Consider the following 14,746-nt stretch of genomic DNA (forward strand, 5'->3'; position numbering starts at 1 on the left):
GGCTCGATTGTGGCGGGTCGGGCGCGTTGACAGGCCGTTGCCGGATTCAGGCGTTTTTCGATTATCCGCCGAAAAGTTTCCGTACCGAGTTGAAATTGCAGATGAGCGCGTCCCACATGCGCAGAGCGTCTTCTCTGGCCTCGATTCGACAGGACATTTTGATTTGTATGTGCGGTTTTTGCGGGTCCCCGCCTGCGCCTTCATATTCCCAGCAGGCCGTTAGTCTGGGGACATCGGGACAGTCCTTGTCCTTGGGTTGGAGGATGTAAATCTCCTCCAAACCTTTCAAACCGGCCAGGACGTTTTCTCGTGAACGCAAAATCTTCAGATCGATCCGGTACTTGCTGGTCACCGGTTTGACGGCTTCAGTGATGCGGGGCGGGTCGCAGGGATGGGCGAAAAGATGGGCGTCAAAGCGCAGGCGAATCCTGTGAGATGATTCGGACGGCGGACGTTCGAGGCTCATGCCGGCTTGTTCGCTCCATGTCTTCAAACCTTCGACTCTCCCCGCGGAGAGAAAAAAGCCGGTTGGCGAAACATTCTCGCTGCCGTGATGGTACTTTCGGAAAAGGTTCAGGATCGGCCCGTTTACGGTCAGGCATGGCCCGCACGTATCGAAGGGTCGGTTTTCTGTCAGGCACAGGATTACTTCCGGCATGCCTATATAGACTTCAAGGTTGTGATTGGCCCTGCTGCCGTTGCAACAGCGCAACATGGCCGGAAATCCGCAGAGGTCGCTGACATCCGTTTCGTCCCATCTCTCACGGACAGACAGTCCCGTGATTTCGTTCGCCATCCCCGCTTTCGTCCCGAGCGTTTCCTTGAGCGCGTCCAGACTGCGCTTGTTTAACCCGGGTTTCCAGGGAAACTCCTCCACGGCTATACCGTTGACTTTAAACCATGTCGCGCAAAGCTCCATGCTTTCGTGTACGGGCAACACGAACCGCCCTACTGGGCGCAATACCATTGGGCAGGGAGGGAACTTCGGATCGTGGGCGACAGTGTCGGTAACCATGAAGTGGAACCCTCCCGAAAAAAAGATTGGCAAGCAGGATCTGCAAAGATGTCACTGCAAAACCGGACATTGAGAATTATGTCCCGATTCAATGGCAAAATCAATCTTTCTGACGGTAGGGTTTGCTGCATCAAGCCGCTGGCGATGCGCTGTTGGCAAACCCATAAGGTACTTCCACCTAGAAATTGAAGACCCGGGCTTCTGCGGCCATGTCAATCAGATTCGGCCCGCCGTCGAGACGCATGTTCGTGTAAAAGCGGGCTTCGTCGACTCCCCTGTTTTTGGCGCAGGGCGTGCAGATTCCGATCTCGATCTCTTCCTGCACAAGATAGGGCAGATAGTCCCCCGGGCAATCCCCGGTCAGGGTCTTCTGGCCCGTGTCCCGGGTGGTGTCCGCCCAGAGCACTCCGCCGTCGATGAAGAAAAGGTTGACATGGTGCCCTTTGGAGTGGGCGATGCGCGCGAACTGAAAACAGCGGGTCGCCGCCTCGTTGTCGTCCTTGCCAAGAATAAACAGGAATTTGGCCATTTCATCCTCCCGTGTTACGAATGCGCTCCACTAGAATGCTTTATTCGTAAAATCAATGTATTCAGAGAAGGAACATTCGAAAAAAATGCACGAATGCGTGTGTAGTTCTGTATCATGGTGGGTTCCGGATAATGTTTCAAGTTTCCTTCTCTTGGAGAAATTTCAAAAAACGGATACGTGAAATTCATGCCCATGAACAGCCGAAAAATGGAAAAAGCGTTGCCGTTTCGTCCGGCCGCCCTTGGCATCCCCGATCGTCTTTTCCCCGTGGTCCTCGATTGCGTGCGACAAATGGAAGGGGAAGGAGTGCGCGGCAAGGCCCTGCGTCGTCTTTTCGGTCGTCTGGCGCAGGATCCGAGGTCGTTCAGGGATCATCCGGTCCTGGGCGGCCTGGCAGGAATGCTTGGCGGCGAATCGGCGCCTGGCGTGGCCGATCCCGTTACGGAGGTTCCCTGGCGGGTTTGGGGCGAGGGACTCGATCCCAAGGCGGTGCAGCAACTCCGTGACGGATGCAGCCTGCCGGTGGCCGTGAGCGGAGCGCTCATGCCCGACGCTCATGTCGGTTACGGCCTGCCCATTGGCGGCGTGCTGGCCGTGGATAACGCGGTCATTCCTTACGGTGTCGGCATGGATATCGCCTGCCGGATGAAGATGAGCGTCTTCGCAGTATCCCCGGATCTGGTCGATTCCCATGGCGGCGAACTGGCGCAGGCCATCGAGCAGGAGACCTGTTTTGGCGTCGGCGGCCAGTTCAAGGTCCGCAAGGATCATCCGGTCATGCATGAGGACTGGGGCTTTTCTCCCGTGACGCGGCGGATGCAGGACACGGCCTGGGCCCAGCTGGGGACCAGCGGTTCGGGCAATCATTTTGTCGAGTGGGGCGTGCTGAATGTGCCCCTGGCCATGCCTGGTCTGGCCGAGGGGACGTATCTGGCTCTTTTGTCACACAGCGGCAGCCGGGGCACTGGCGGGGAAGTGGCCAAGCACTACAGCGCGCTGGCCAGACGTCTGCATCCGGAGCTGCCTCGCGCTCTCGGGCACCTGGCCTGGCTTGGACTGGATACGGACGAGGGAGGGGAATACTGGGCCGCCATGGAGCTCATGGGCCGTTACAGCGCGGCCAATCATGCCCTCATCCACGCCGCAGTGGCCGGGAGTCTTGGGTTGACTTCCCTGCTGAGTCTCGAGAATCATCACAACTTCGCCTGGAAGGAGACCTTTGGAGGACGGCGGGTCATCGTGCACCGCAAGGGCGCGACTCCCGCCGATGCCGGGCTTTTTGGGATCATTCCGGGCACCATGGTCGATCCGGCCTTTGTGGTCGAGGGCCTCGGCAATCCGATGTCCCTGTGCTCGGCGGCTCACGGTGCGGGTCGGGTCATGAGCCGCAAGGAGGCCACGGAGCGCTTTCGCAGGTCCGATCTGGAGCATGTACTGAAGGAGCGCGGGGTGCGGCTCCTGTCGGGAGGGATCGACGAAGTGCCCATGGCCTACAAGAACATACGGGAAGTCATGGCCGCGCAGGCCGATCTGGTGCGTATTCGAGGGACATTTATGCCGCGTATCGTGAAAATGGCGAAATAAGGAGAAAAGCATGGCGCTTGTCGTTCAGAAATACGGAGGCAGCAGTGTGGCCACCCCGGACAGGATTCGGGATCTGGCACGGCGCATCGTGGCCCGGCACGACGGCGGCGACAAGGTGGTTGTGGTGGTCTCGGCCATGGGCAAGAGCACCGACGCGCTGGTCAGCCAGGCACGGGAGCTGGCCCAAAACCCTGATCCGCGTGAAATGGACATGCTGGTGTCGGCCGGGGAGCGCATCTCCATCGCCATGATGAGCATCGCCATCAACGGCCTCAGGCCTGGTCTGGCCGTGTCCTTCACCGGCTCGCAGATCGGGTTGATCACCGACTGCAATCACGGTGACGCACGGGTTCTGGAGATACGGGGCGACCGCCTGCGTGAGGCCCTGGATCAAGGCCGGATAGCCGTGGTCGCCGGATTTCAGGGTGTGTCCACGCAGCGGGAGATCACCACGCTCGGCCGGGGCGGCTCGGATACCACCGCTGTGGCCGTAGCCGCTGCCCTTTCGGCCGATATGTGCGAAATCTATTCCGATGTGGACGGGGTTTACACTTCTGATCCGCGCCTGGCGCCATCGGCCCGTCTTTTGGACACCGTGGATTACGAGACCATGCTCGAAATGTCCGCCGCCGGGGCCAAGGTTTTGAAGGACGACGCCGTGGAGTACGCCCGGCGTCTGGGGGTGCGCATTGCCGCCGGATCGAGCAGTTCCGGGCTCATCGGGACCATCGTTTCAAGTGAGAACCTGAACCGCGACACCCTGCAGGCCATGGTTTACAATGATCGGTTGCGCTGGATCGCGTTTGACGCCGAGATACCGCTCCCGCCGGATAGCCGCCTGTGCCAGTCCGTGGAGGGACGCCGCGTGGTGGTCGTGGACGAAAAGAATGCCGGGAGCCTGGAAGGAGTTCCGTGCGCGAGCCTGTCCCTCATCGGCGCGCGTGTGTCCGCTCAGAGCCGCCGGGTCGGCGAGGTTCTGGCGCGGCTGGAGGAAGTGGGAAACCGTGTCCTGGCCATCAGCAGCACGGCCTCCAAATATGAGATTTTTCTTGAAGATCCGCTTCCGCCTTTGCAGGTTTCAGCCATTCACGACATGCTTTTCATCTGAAGCCAGGTGCAGCCAGGGGAATTCGACCCCGCTTTCGGATTCGAAAGCGGGGTCGGTTGTTTTAATGGCAGATCCACAAGGTCGTGGATTCGAGGTTTTTGAGCAGGTTCATGCTGACAGAGCCCAGCAGGTGCAGGGTTCTGGTCTCTCCCCGTCCCGTGCGTCCCGTGGCCAGGACACCGTATTCGCCCTCTTTGGCCACGCGCTGGATGGTATCCGCGATGCCGCTGCATTTGACTATCTTCTGATGAATGCGGCGGCCGGCAACGCCGTTCTCTTCGAGCATGCGCCGGGCCTGGGCGATGGCTTCCTCCGGGACTGCCGGAGACGAGCCGCAGTCCACATGCAGCAAGGTAATTTCGTGTTCGGGGGCCTTGGCGAGCATGAAGCCGACGTGGTCGGCGCAGCGCAGGCTGGCGGGAGAACCGTCTGTGCAGAGCAGCACGCTTGGAGCGGGTTTTTCGTGACTGCGACAGATCCATAAAGGAATTTCCATGGGCGTTGTGAATATTTGTCTGCTCACGCTGTCGTCGATCAACTCTTCCAGACGTGACAAGCCCCTGCGGCCGAGGGCGATGGCGTCGTAAATGCCGGCAATGCCTTCCTGGATGATGTCTTTGGCCGTGCCGAGCTGTTTGAAGGTGATCTTCTTGTGGATGTTGGCCTTGGGAAAATGCTTGCTGACAAGCAGTTCCTCGGCCCTGTCGAGGGCGGTCTGGGCCAGGCTCTTGGTCTGGCTTTCCCTGCGGCTCAGGTTTCCGTAATCCTGTATGATCTCTGCCTCTGTCAGCCCCGCCTTGGGATTCGGCGCGACGTAGAGGAGGGTCAACTGTGGGTATTCGGTGGCGGCAAAGAAGCCGGCGACGAATCGCACGGCCTGCAGGGAACTGTAATCATCGCTTACGGTAAGCAGAATATGTCTGTCCATGTGACTATCCTCGTGCGTTGGGTTTTATTAGTCTGTGGTGTAGAGCAAAGCACAAGGTCTTGCAATCGTGCGGGCTTTATTTGCTTGCTTCCTGTTGCTCCGTAACGATCTGAACGACCTCCGTCTCCTTGTCCGCGATGCTGAAGGGAGTCAGAAGGATCGTGACTCCGCTGTCCCCGCGCCGGGGCTCGAGCAGGAAGTAGTCCCCGGGCTGCATGGCGCAGGCCAGGCCGTCACGGGTTTTTTTCCAGGGCAGGTCGTCGAGGGCGCGCAGAAACCCTTCATCGATCCTGGCTACGCCGAAATCCATCAGGGGACGCAAATCCCTGCCTCCCGTGATGTGCAGAGCGCCACTGGCCGGTGCGGCGGCCTCCATTTCCCAGAACTGCCAGTTCGCGCCGTCAAAATACTCCACCCCTCCGAAATCGACTGCGTTGCGGGCCGGAACGCCAAGGGTGCGCAGGGCTGCGGTGGCCAGCACCGCCTTGTCCGAATTCGAGGAGGCGAAACCGCCTTGAAGGGTTTGCAGCGGGGTCAGGGGAGGGCCGAAGAGGGTCGGCGGCAGGATGGGCAGGCTGTTGATATGAGCCCGGATCGTCTGGATTTTTTTGTCGAGAGGCAGGGCGATTGATTTTTCGAGCCACGGGCGAAGCTGGGCGCGCCAGGGCGACCAGGGTTCAAGGTGGAGGCGGGGGGAGAGCACGACTGGCCTCGACCGCTAGTTCGATGTCGCGGAGCAGGTCGTCCGGATCGGCCTGCAGCAGGTCCTTGTCGTCGAGGCCGGTCAGCAGGGGCAAGAGCCACGGCGAGGCCGGACCGGGAGGCTGATGCAGCAGTCGCAGCCAGAGCGGGGTGCGCTCTCCCGCCAGGGTCAGGCGATCGCGCAGAGGCCCCGGCAGGTCGCGCAGAAATGGTTCCCAGCGCTGCTCGCGTTCTTTGCGCAGGCGTTTGAGTTTTGTGCTGGTGGAAGCTTTGAAGGCGGTTTCAGCGGGGCCGGGATGGGAAAATCTGATGGATTCGGGAAGCGTGCGGGGAGCTTCGGCCTGGAGCCGGACCCGCGTTTCGTCCATGTCCCGGGTGTCGAGCAGGGTCCAGGCCAAGCCGTCTTCAGCGGCGCAGGAGACGAAAAAGATCCCGGGACCGAGGATGACCCTGGCCAGGCCATCGTCGTTGGTGACGGCCTTGGTCACGGGCCGCAGGCCGCCCATGGAATAGACGCAGAAGAAGACGTCGCGGCCAGGGGCTGGCTGGTCGTCGGCCAGACGCACGCTGACCTGGACCGGCGTTGCCCGCGTGTAGGCGGCCGTGTTGTCGATGAGGGCGTAACCTGTGCCCGTGCGGTAGATCGACGGGTCCTGGGGCTGGCCAAAGGCATAGGCCACTACCTTGGCCATGCGCGGAGTCTGGGCCGCGAACCAGGTCTGGCTGAGCGCGGAAAATTCAGTCCCGGTTTCCAGAAATTTCCAGCCGTCTTCGGTCCAGGCTTCGACCCAGGCATGGTTGCCGTCGGTATGCTGCCACCACGGAACCATGGCCTGGCGCACAGGCAGGCCCACGGCGCGGGCCGCGGCCAGAAAGAGGATGTTCGTCTCCTCGCAACGGCCATATCCTGCCTCGAGGATGGACATCACTCCCAGGTCGCGGCGCGAGGTGGCGCGGTACTGGGCTTTTTGCGCGCACCATTTGCCCACTCGCACAAGCGCTTCCTCCATGCTTCCGGCCGTGGCGCACAGCGGGGCCAGTTCGCCGAAGAGCATGGCGCGGTGAGGCTGGAAGGGCTCCTGGCTGGCGCGGTGGGGCAGGACGTAGTGCAGGAAGATGTCCCACGGTACTGTTTTGCCCCAGGGCATGGCCTCCCGCGCCAGGAATGCATAATCCAGATTATCGCTCAGCGCATGGGCATTCATGGACAGGCTGTCGGCCGGTGGGAGATTGTCGAGCAGAAAATGCGCGGCAAGAGATTTCTCCGGATTCTCAAGGTACATGCTCTTAAAGGTCTTGAGTTCGTCCGCATTGGGGTTGGCAGCGTCCGGGATGGAAAACGAGGTCGCAAGGCCCGGTCCGGATTGGCGTCCGGCGCAGCCTCCGAGAATGACAAGAAGAACCAGAAATGTGAGAATTCGTGCGGTGTTCATGGAGGCAGTGTATCGGTTAAGCAAAGACCATGTCCAGAACGTCTTGGCTTCGTTGTAGATTTTAGGGCAGGCCGGGCTCGGCTGGCTTTTCAAGCTCGTGTCCGTTGATGGGGGAGTGAGTCCGATAAACAGAAAAATGAAGAGGTTTCATGATTTTGCCCTGTAAATCCTGGTAGACGCGCATTGGCGCGGCAGATACATAAAATTTTTTTGAGGATGTCCCTTTTATTTCACCATTCCGGAAGCTTCTCTTGTCCACCAACCGAACCATCGCCAAAAACGCATCCATCGTTTCCGGCGCCACCATGCTGAGCCGGGTGCTCGGGCTCGTGCGTGACCTGATCATGGCCTACGCCCTGGGTGCGTCCGTGCTGGCCGACGCCTTTTTCGTGGCTTTCCGCGTTCCCAATCTGCTCAGGAGCCTCTTTGCCGAAGGCTCCCTGACCATGGCCTTCGTGCCGACCTTCGTCAGAATCCGGCAGAGCGAGGGCGACGAGGCGGCTTTTGTGCTGGCCAGGTCCATCCAGTTCTGGCTGCTTGTCATCCTGGGCCTGCTGACTCTTCTGGTGCTGCTCTTCCCCAAGGCCGTGACCCTGCTCATCGCCTCGGGTTTCGCGGCCAAGCGGCCGGAGCTTTTCGAGTTGACCGCAAGTCTGGTCCAGATCTGCTTTCCCTACATCCTGTTCATTTCCGGCGTGGCCCTGTGCATGGGCATCCTGAACAGCATGGGACATTTCCTCATCCCGGCCCTGGCGCCGTGCATTCTCAACATCGTGCTCATAGCCGCAAGCCTTCTGGCCATAAAGGTCGGCGGGAACGTGGCCGTGTATCTGGCCTGGGGCGTGCTTGTGGCCGGGGTCGGGCAGTGGCTCATGCAACAGCCCATTCTGCGCTCCAAAGGTTTTTCCTGGATCGGGCCGGTGGAGCCAGCGGGCCCGGGCGTGCGACGCATCGGCACGCTCATGCTGCCCACCATCCTGGGCTCGGCCGTTTACCAGATCAACATCCTGATCAGCACGGGCATGGCCTCCTTTCTGCCCGAAGGGTCCGTATCGTATCTCTACTATGCGGATCGGCTCTTCCAGTTTCCGCTTGGCGTTTTCGGCGTGGCCGTGGGCGTGGCCACCCTGCCTTCGCTCTCCCTGCTGGCTGCACCCGAGAAGCGCGCGGAGTTCCGGGAAACCCTGGCCACCTCCCTGGGCCTGACCCTGTTCGTGAACCTGCCTGCAGCTGCGGGCCTGGCCGGATTGTCGCTGCCGCTGGTGGACCTGCTCTTCGGGCGCGGTGAATTTTCTTCGGTGGCGGTACACGGTACGTCCATGGCTCTGCTCGGCTACGTGGTCGGGCTGCCCGCCTTTTCGAGCGTGCGTTCCCTGGCCTCGGCCTACTATGCCCTGGGCGACACCAGGACCCCGGTGCGCGTGGCTCTTGGCAGCCTGTGCGTTTTCGTGGTTGCGGGCTACACGGGCATGCAGGTGCTGGGGCACGTGGGGCTGGCCCTGGCCTCGTCCCTGTCGGCCTGGATCAACGTGGTGCTCCTGGGTTTTCTTCTGCGCCGGCATTGCGGAGCCTGGTTCCGCGTGAACCGCGACATGGTCATCTCCCTTGCCCTGAGTCTCGCCATGCTCGCCGGATGCTGGATGAGCACCCGGCTTGGCCCGGTCTGCCTGCTCTTCATCCCCGTCTGGGCTGCCCTGTACATGGGGGCTGCCCTGCTCCTGAACGTAAGCCAGGCGCGGCTTTTCGCCAAAGTGCTGGGAAGGCGGTCATGGCGCAAAAGAGCCTGACTTGAACTGTGCGCCCTTTGACGTTAGGCTTGCCGCTTCCATTCACCACAGAAAAACCAGCCAGTGAGGACCACATATGATCCGCATCAATGAAAATTATCTCAAGCTCAAAGCCTCCTACCTTTTTGCCGACATTTCCCGGCGCGTGACCGCTTTCCAGCAGGCCAACCCCGACAAGAAGATCATCCGCCTCGGTATCGGCGACGTGACCGAGCCCCTGCCCCAGGCGGTCGTGTCCGCCTTTCACCAGGGCGTGGACGAGATGGCCGACGCCGGAACCTTTCGAGGCTATGGCCCGGAGCAGGGCTATGATTTTCTGCGCGACCTCATCGCCAAGGAAGACTTCCAGTCGCGCGGGGCGGACATCTCCGGAGACGAAATTTTTGTCAGCGACGGAGCCAAGTGCGATACCGGCAACATCCAGGAACTTTTCGCCGGAGACATCCGCATCGCCATCCCCGATCCGGTCTATCCGGTCTACGTCGATACCAACGTCATGGCCGGCCGCACCGGACAGAACGTGGACGGCCGCTACGAAGGGCTTGTCTACCTCGACGGCACCCGGGAAAACGGATTCATCCCGGAACTGCCCGGAGAACCCGTGGATCTGATCTACCTGTGCTACCCCAACAACCCCACAGGCGCGACCATCACCCGGCCCCAGCTCAAGGCCTGGGTGGATTATGCCCGTGAAAACAAGGCGCTCATCCTTTTCGATGCCGCCTACGAGGCCTTCATCCGCGACCCCGAGCTGCCCAGGTCCATCTACGAGATAGAAGGCGCCCGCGAAGTGGCCATCGAGTTCCGTTCCCTGTCCAAGACCGCCGGATTCACGGGCACACGTCTGGCCTTCACCGTGGTGCCCAAGACCTGCATGGCCTACGACAGCCAGGGCAATGCGCACAGCCTGCACGCCATGTGGAACCGGCGCCACACCACCAAGTTCAACGGCGTGTCCTATCCGGTACAAAGAGCCGCTGCCGCCGTCTATTCACCCGAGGGCAAGGCGCAGTCCAGGGCGCTGGTGGACCATTACCTGAACAACGCGGCCATCATCCGCAAGGAAATGACCGCGCTTGGCTACGAATGCGTCGGCGGCGAGAACTCGCCCTATGTCTGGATCGACGGCAAGATGGGCTCGTGGGACTTTTTTGACATGCTCCTTAACAAGGCCGCCGTGGTCTGTACTCCGGGCGCCGGATTCGGCTCCTGCGGCGAAGGCTACATCCGCATCTCCGCCTTCAACAGCCTGGCCAACGTTCAGGAAGCCATGGAGCGGCTGCGCGCCGTCCTGAAGTAGAATGACACTAACGGCCGCGGATCAGGCCCGGCGGAATTTTCCGCGCGGGCTCTCCCAGCCGGAGTCGGGTTTTCGTTTTTCCATGGACGCGCTGCTCCTGGCCGCCTTTGCCGGGCGGGAGCGGGTGCGGGGCCGGGTTCTTGATCTGGGGACCGGATGCGGGGTGGTGGGGCTGGCAATGGCCCTTGACCACCCCGATTTTTTTGGGATTGGCCTGGACCTGAATCCGGACATGCTGCGGCATGCTCGCGAGAATGTCCGCCGGCTTGGTTTTGACGGGCGATTCTCCCTGCTTCAGGCAGATGCGTGCGGGCCGTGGGGCCTTGCGCCCGAAAGCATGGACCTGGTGCTCTCGAATCCACCGTACCGCGATCCCGCCCGGGGCCGGATCTGCCCGGACGAGACCAAGACGCTGGCGCGCTTCGAGTACCGGGCCGGGCTTGGGGATTTTGTTCGGGCCGCCGCTTACCTTGTGCGCAACCGCAAGAGCTGCGTTTTCATCCATCTGGCCGAACGAGCTGACGAACTGCTGGATATGCTGCGTGCCTCCCGGCTTCAGCCCAAGGAGATCCTGTTCGTGCACCAGCGCCTTGACAGCACGGCCCGCCTGGTGCTTGTGCGCAGCCTCAAGAACGGAGGGGCGGGACTTGCGGTGCATCCTCCCCTGATTCTGCACGAAGGTCGGGGCAGCCAGACGCGTCTGAGCGCCTCGGCCCTGTCCTTTTGTCCCCGCCTGGCCTGCAACGCGGACTCCAAAAACACGAATTCCCGCACAGATGGCGGGAATTCGAAAGAGCCTTGAAGCATGCGGAAGCCGGAACTTACTTGCTCATGCGGCCGATGATGAAGGAAATGAGTGCCGTGGCGAAAAGAAGACCCAGGACGTAGTCCGTGTCCAGGGCAGCCTGCAAGGTGTTTGTGATTTCGACGAAAGTGTCCTTGATGGGATAATGCTCTTCCATGGATGCTCCTGCCTGGATGCTCCTGCCGACATGGACAGGGCCCGCGAACGTATCCACGGGCCCCGAGGCGATGGCGAGCCGGTTTAGTTGAGGTTGTCCCGAACCCAGAAGGTCAGGTTGTATTTTTCGGTCAGTTCTTTCTGCAATTCGTTGAGAGCGGACTTGTCCATGTCCATGATGCGCACGAAGACCTGCCTGAAGCCCTTCTCGACCTTGTCGTAGGAGGTCAGGATGGAACTGATGCGGGCCTTGTGTCCGCGAATGCAGTCAAGCACTTCCTTCAGGCTGCCGCGCTCGTCAGAGAGCATGAGGCCGATCTGAATGCCGCCGTGGTAGACGCCGGTGATGCTCAACAGTACGCTGTAGACTTCGTTCTGGGTCATGATGCCGACCAGTTCGTTCTTTTCGTTCAGCACGGGCAGGCCGGAAATTTTCTTGTCGTGCATGATGGCCGCGCATTTGACGACCGTGTCCGTATCCCTGATGGTTATGGGATTGGGGCTCATGATGTTTTTGACCTTGATCTCGGAGAGCAGGTAGTAAAGCTCGTGCACGTCCAGGGTCGTGGCCTTGGAAGGCGAGGCTTCCTTCACGTCGCGGTCGCTGAGCATCCCGAGCACCTTGCCCTTATCATCGACCACGGGCAGACGGCGGATGCCTTTCTCCTTCATCAGCTTGGCCGCTCTCATCATGGAGGTTTCAGGGTCCACCGTGATAACGTCCTTGGTCATCCATTCCTTTATGATCATGTTATTTCTCCTTGGAGGCGGGTTGCCGCCCTTGATGAGGCAGTATTTCTTTCAATGCAGCGAAAATTGCATGTAAGGTGTTCATCGAATAATACCTTTTCGCCATTCCGTCAAAGGCTCCGTGTCGAATCGTCAACAACTTCAGCGTAGAGGTCGGGACGGCGATGAGCCAGAGCCGGGATGTTCCGACGGACGGCGGCCAGTTCGGCCAGATCGATGTGACCCGGGATCAGGCCTTCATTCATTTCGTTTGCAAGGGTGATTTCGCCGCCGGGAGTGACAAAAAGGGATCGACCGCCAAAAGGGAAGGCTCCCTGGTCACCGACCCGGTTGGCGCCCAGCAGGTAGCACTGGTTTTCAAGAGCCCGGGCCGCGCAGAGAGTCTGCCAGACGTCGATGCGCGCCTTTGGCCAGGCCGAAGCCAGGAGCAGGGCCTGGCAACCGCCGAGGGCCTGCGCCCGGTACAGTTCGGGAAAGCGCAGGTCGTAGCATACGGAGAGGCCGAAACGGACTCCCTCGAAATTGAAACTGACGATCTTCGCGCCGGGGCTGAACACCTCGGTTTCGTCGGCATCCCTGGACGTGAAGAGATGGATCTTGCGGTATGTGGCCAGGATGCCTCCGTCCGGGCCGAAGGCCACCAGCGCGTTGGCCAGGCCGTCCGGCCCGGGCAGGCAGACTCCGCAGACCAGACAGAGTCCGTGATCCCGCGCAAGTTCCGAGAGTTCGTCCCGGACCCTTGGCCACCAGTCGCGGCCGCCAAGCGCGATGGACGGCATGTCGTAGCCGAGGTCCGATATTTCAGGAAAGAGCAGCAGGCGGCAGGAAGCTTCGGCCCCGGCCTTGGCGGCGGTGCGGATTTTGTCCAGATTGCCGCGAACATCTCCTGGGAATCCGGATAGTTGAACTGCAGCGATTTTCATGTGATACCCTACAAGCTTAACACTTCACCAATTGTGAGGAAACACATGCCCGAGTTGCATCTTGATTGTCCAGCCGGGATCGCCGGAGACATGTTCCTGGCGGCCATGGCCGATCTGGGAGTGGAGCTGGCCCATTTGCGCGCCGCCTTTGCCAGGGCCGGAGTCAATGTCGAAATCACGGCTCTTGACGCCCGGGACAAGGGCATAAGCGGCAAGCGCATGCACATTGCCGCGCCCCATGCCCAGCCCCTGCGGCATCTGGCCGAGCTGAAGGATATTGTGCGGGCCCTGCCTTTTTCGGAGAACGTCCGATTACGCAGCGAGGACGCCCTGGCCCGTCTGGCCGAGGTGGAGGCGCGGGTGCATGGCTGCAAGGTTGCGGATGTGCACTTTCACGAGGTCGGAGCCGTGGACACCCTGGTCGACGTGGTCGGTGCATTTTGGGCTCTGGAGACGCTTGGCGTGAGCCGCGTGACCTGCTCAAGGCTGCCCTGGTTTTCGGGCACGGTGCAGTGCGCGCACGGACTCATGCCCCTGCCCGCCCCGGCGACGACAATCCTGCTGCAGGGAAAGCCCGTGTACCCGACGGAGTTTACGGGGGAGCTGATTACGCCCACGGGCGCGCTTTTGCTCGACCGGATGGTTGACGAGTTCACGTCAGGTCCCGCCGGGTGTCTGGAGCGGTCCGGGCTAGGCCTTGGGACCATGGACCTGCCCACGGTCAACGGCCTGCGCGCCCTGCTTCTGTCCGGGGATGGGCCGGGGCTGGAGCGGGTGATGGTGCTTGAGACCAATGTCGATCATCTCACGGGGGAGGAGATAGGCGGGGTTTTCGGAGTTTTGCTCGATGCCGGGGCGCTGGATGTGCTTTTCCTGCCCGGAGTGATGAAGAAAAATCGGCCAGGGGGGCTTTTGCAGGTGCTGTGCAGGCCCGGGGATCTGGCCCGGATCCGCGACCTTACCTTTGCCCAGACCATGACCCTGGGGCTGCGCATGACCGAGACGACCCGCGCCGTGCTGCCCCGCGCGGCATCCACACGGACTACGCCCTGGGGCGATGTGTCCGCCAAGGAAACCGTCATCGAAGGGGAAAGTTACTCCCGGCCCGAGTTCGAGGCCCTGCAGGCCCTGGCCAAACGCACGGGCCGCTCCGTAGCCCAATTGCGCTACCTCCTGGACAAGGACTGAGCATCGGCCCGGCTTTTGTTGTTCATCCGGTCCATTTGGCCCATGATGTCCATTTCGCCCATCGCACTAACCTGATCAGTACCCACGCCCGGTAAGCAGCCGGTCCAGCTGGTTGGAAAACTCCTGCCGATCCCTTGCGCCAAGGGGCGCCGGCCCGCCGGTCATGACCCCGCTACCGCGCATCTCGTCCATGAAATCGCGCATGGTCAGGCGGCTGCGGATGTTGTCGGGAGTGAACAGCTCTCCCCGGGGGCTCAGGCCAAGTCCCCCCTTTTCGATGACGCCCGACGCCAGCGGGATGTCGGTGGTGATGACCAGATCTCCGTCCCGGGCCTGCTCCACGATGGCCAGGTCCGCCTTGTCGAAGCCCGCGCCGACCTGCATGAAATCGATGAATTCCGACTTGGGGACGGGAAAGCGCGAATTGGCCACCAGGATGAGTCGCACCTTGCGCCGGTCGGCCGCCCGGTAGAGAATGTCCTTGATCACCCTGGGGCAGGCGTCGGCGTCAACCCAGATGCGCATTGGCGTGGCATCC

General features: G+C 61.2%; 14 protein-coding genes. 6 read left to right on the plus strand and 8 right to left on the minus strand.

Annotated features, from left to right (window positions below; translation table 11 throughout):
* Positions 1–61: 61 nt before the first annotated feature.
* Both CVU60_07670 and CVU60_07675 read right to left on the minus strand, forming a co-directional pair.
* Positions 62–796 carry a hypothetical protein gene (locus CVU60_07670; protein ID PKN42089.1) on the minus strand — a complete coding sequence of 245 codons (735 nt, stop codon included), beginning with the start codon at positions 794–796 and terminating at the stop codon, positions 62–64.
* Positions 797–1,193: 397 nt separating this feature from the next.
* A complete protein-coding gene (locus tag CVU60_07675; protein ID PKN42090.1) occupies positions 1,194–1,544 on the minus strand; it encodes a sulfur reduction protein DsrE in 351 nt (116 codons plus the stop codon).
* Positions 1,545–1,703: 159 nt separating this feature from the next.
* On the opposite strand from CVU60_07675, the gene CVU60_07680 reads away from it, so the two are divergent.
* Together CVU60_07680 and CVU60_07685 are read left to right on the plus strand one after the other, a co-directional pair.
* The gene (locus CVU60_07680; GenBank protein ID PKN42091.1) at positions 1,704–3,128 is read left to right on the plus strand and encodes an RNA-splicing ligase RtcB; all 1,425 of its coding nucleotides are present in this window, start codon (positions 1,704–1,706) and stop codon (positions 3,126–3,128) included.
* A 10-nt stretch (positions 3,129–3,138) separates the two neighbouring features.
* On the plus strand, positions 3,139–4,236 hold the full coding sequence (locus CVU60_07685; GenBank protein ID PKN42092.1) for an aspartate kinase: 1,098 nt from the start codon (positions 3,139–3,141) through the stop codon (positions 4,234–4,236).
* A 61-nt stretch (positions 4,237–4,297) separates the two neighbouring features.
* Here the strand turns inward: CVU60_07685 and CVU60_07690 are convergent, their stop codons facing one another.
* The 3 genes from CVU60_07690 to CVU60_07700 form a co-directional block, all read right to left on the minus strand.
* Positions 4,298–5,164, minus strand: coding sequence for a hypothetical protein (locus CVU60_07690; GenBank protein PKN42093.1), 867 nt, complete (start codon positions 5,162–5,164; stop codon positions 4,298–4,300).
* Between the two features lie 76 nt (positions 5,165–5,240).
* Positions 5,241–5,867 (minus strand): hypothetical protein, encoded by a 627-nt coding sequence (locus CVU60_07695; protein ID PKN42094.1) that lies wholly within the window; start codon positions 5,865–5,867, stop codon positions 5,241–5,243.
* Positions 5,842–7,299 (minus strand): hypothetical protein, encoded by a 1,458-nt coding sequence (locus tag CVU60_07700; GenBank protein PKN42095.1) that lies wholly within the window; start codon positions 7,297–7,299, stop codon positions 5,842–5,844. Before CVU60_07700 ends, CVU60_07695 begins: the two co-directional genes overlap by 26 nt.
* 251 nt (positions 7,300–7,550) lie before the next feature.
* Here CVU60_07700 and mviN point away from each other — a divergent pair, with 251 nt between their 5' ends.
* The 3 genes from mviN (at position 7,551) to CVU60_07715 (ending at position 11,188) form a co-directional block, all read left to right on the plus strand.
* Positions 7,551–9,086, plus strand: a complete 1,536-nt coding sequence (mviN, locus tag CVU60_07705) for a murein biosynthesis integral membrane protein MurJ (GenBank protein PKN42096.1) — start codon at positions 7,551–7,553, stop codon at positions 9,084–9,086.
* Positions 9,087–9,162: 76 nt separating this feature from the next.
* Positions 9,163–10,386 carry an LL-diaminopimelate aminotransferase gene (locus CVU60_07710; protein PKN42097.1) on the plus strand — a complete coding sequence of 408 codons (1,224 nt, stop codon included), beginning with the start codon at positions 9,163–9,165 and terminating at the stop codon, positions 10,384–10,386.
* 1 nt (position 10,387) lies between these two features.
* On the plus strand, positions 10,388–11,188 hold the full coding sequence (locus CVU60_07715; protein ID PKN42098.1) for a methyltransferase: 801 nt from the start codon (positions 10,388–10,390) through the stop codon (positions 11,186–11,188).
* A gap of 243 nt (positions 11,189–11,431) precedes the next feature.
* On the opposite strand, the gene CVU60_07720 is transcribed toward CVU60_07715, so the two are convergent.
* Entirely contained in the window at positions 11,432–12,097 is a 666-nt protein-coding gene (locus CVU60_07720) for a hypothetical protein (protein PKN42099.1), read from the minus strand.
* A 110-nt stretch (positions 12,098–12,207) separates the two neighbouring features.
* The gene (locus tag CVU60_07725; protein ID PKN42100.1) at positions 12,208–13,020 is read right to left on the minus strand and encodes a hypothetical protein; all 813 of its coding nucleotides are present in this window, start codon (positions 13,018–13,020) and stop codon (positions 12,208–12,210) included.
* Positions 13,021–13,065: 45 nt separating this feature from the next.
* Here CVU60_07725 and CVU60_07730 point away from each other — a divergent pair, with 45 nt between their 5' ends.
* A complete protein-coding gene (locus tag CVU60_07730; protein ID PKN42101.1) occupies positions 13,066–14,208 on the plus strand; it encodes a TIGR00299 family protein in 1,143 nt (380 codons plus the stop codon).
* Between the two features lie 75 nt (positions 14,209–14,283).
* On the opposite strand, the gene CVU60_07735 is transcribed toward CVU60_07730, so the two are convergent.
* Positions 14,284–14,733, minus strand: a complete 450-nt coding sequence (locus CVU60_07735) for a YaiI/YqxD family protein (GenBank protein ID PKN42280.1) — start codon at positions 14,731–14,733, stop codon at positions 14,284–14,286.
* Positions 14,734–14,746 lie beyond the last annotated feature (13 nt).

It is taken from the genome of Deltaproteobacteria bacterium HGW-Deltaproteobacteria-18 (assembly GCA_002841885.1).
GTDB lineage: Bacteria > Desulfobacterota > Desulfovibrionia > Desulfovibrionales > Desulfomicrobiaceae > Desulfomicrobium.

What these genes read in the sequence shown, in the direction of transcription:
- CVU60_07720 (PKN42099.1), bottom strand. Translation starts at nt 12,097, where the DNA reads ATGATCATAAAGGAATGGATGACCAAGGACGTTATCACGGTGGACCCT.
- CVU60_07715 (PKN42098.1), top strand. Translation starts at nt 10,388, where the DNA reads ATGACACTAACGGCCGCGGATCAGGCCCGGCGGAATTTTCCGCGCGGG.
- CVU60_07710 (PKN42097.1), top strand. Translation starts at nt 9,163, where the DNA reads ATGATCCGCATCAATGAAAATTATCTCAAGCTCAAAGCCTCCTACCTT.
- CVU60_07700 (PKN42095.1), bottom strand. Translation starts at nt 7,299, where the DNA reads ATGAACACCGCACGAATTCTCACATTTCTGGTTCTTCTTGTCATTCTC.
- CVU60_07670 (PKN42089.1), bottom strand. Translation starts at nt 796, where the DNA reads ATGGCGAACGAAATCACGGGACTGTCTGTCCGTGAGAGATGGGACGAA.
- CVU60_07685 (PKN42092.1), top strand. Translation starts at nt 3,139, where the DNA reads ATGGCGCTTGTCGTTCAGAAATACGGAGGCAGCAGTGTGGCCACCCCG.
- CVU60_07725 (PKN42100.1), bottom strand. Translation starts at nt 13,020, where the DNA reads ATGAAAATCGCTGCAGTTCAACTATCCGGATTCCCAGGAGATGTTCGC.
- CVU60_07690 (PKN42093.1), bottom strand. Translation starts at nt 5,164, where the DNA reads ATGGACAGACATATTCTGCTTACCGTAAGCGATGATTACAGTTCCCTG.
- CVU60_07735 (PKN42280.1), bottom strand. Translation starts at nt 14,733, where the DNA reads ATGCGCATCTGGGTTGACGCCGACGCCTGCCCCAGGGTGATCAAGGAC.
- CVU60_07675 (PKN42090.1), bottom strand. Translation starts at nt 1,544, where the DNA reads ATGGCCAAATTCCTGTTTATTCTTGGCAAGGACGACAACGAGGCGGCG.
- CVU60_07730 (PKN42101.1), top strand. Translation starts at nt 13,066, where the DNA reads ATGCCCGAGTTGCATCTTGATTGTCCAGCCGGGATCGCCGGAGACATG.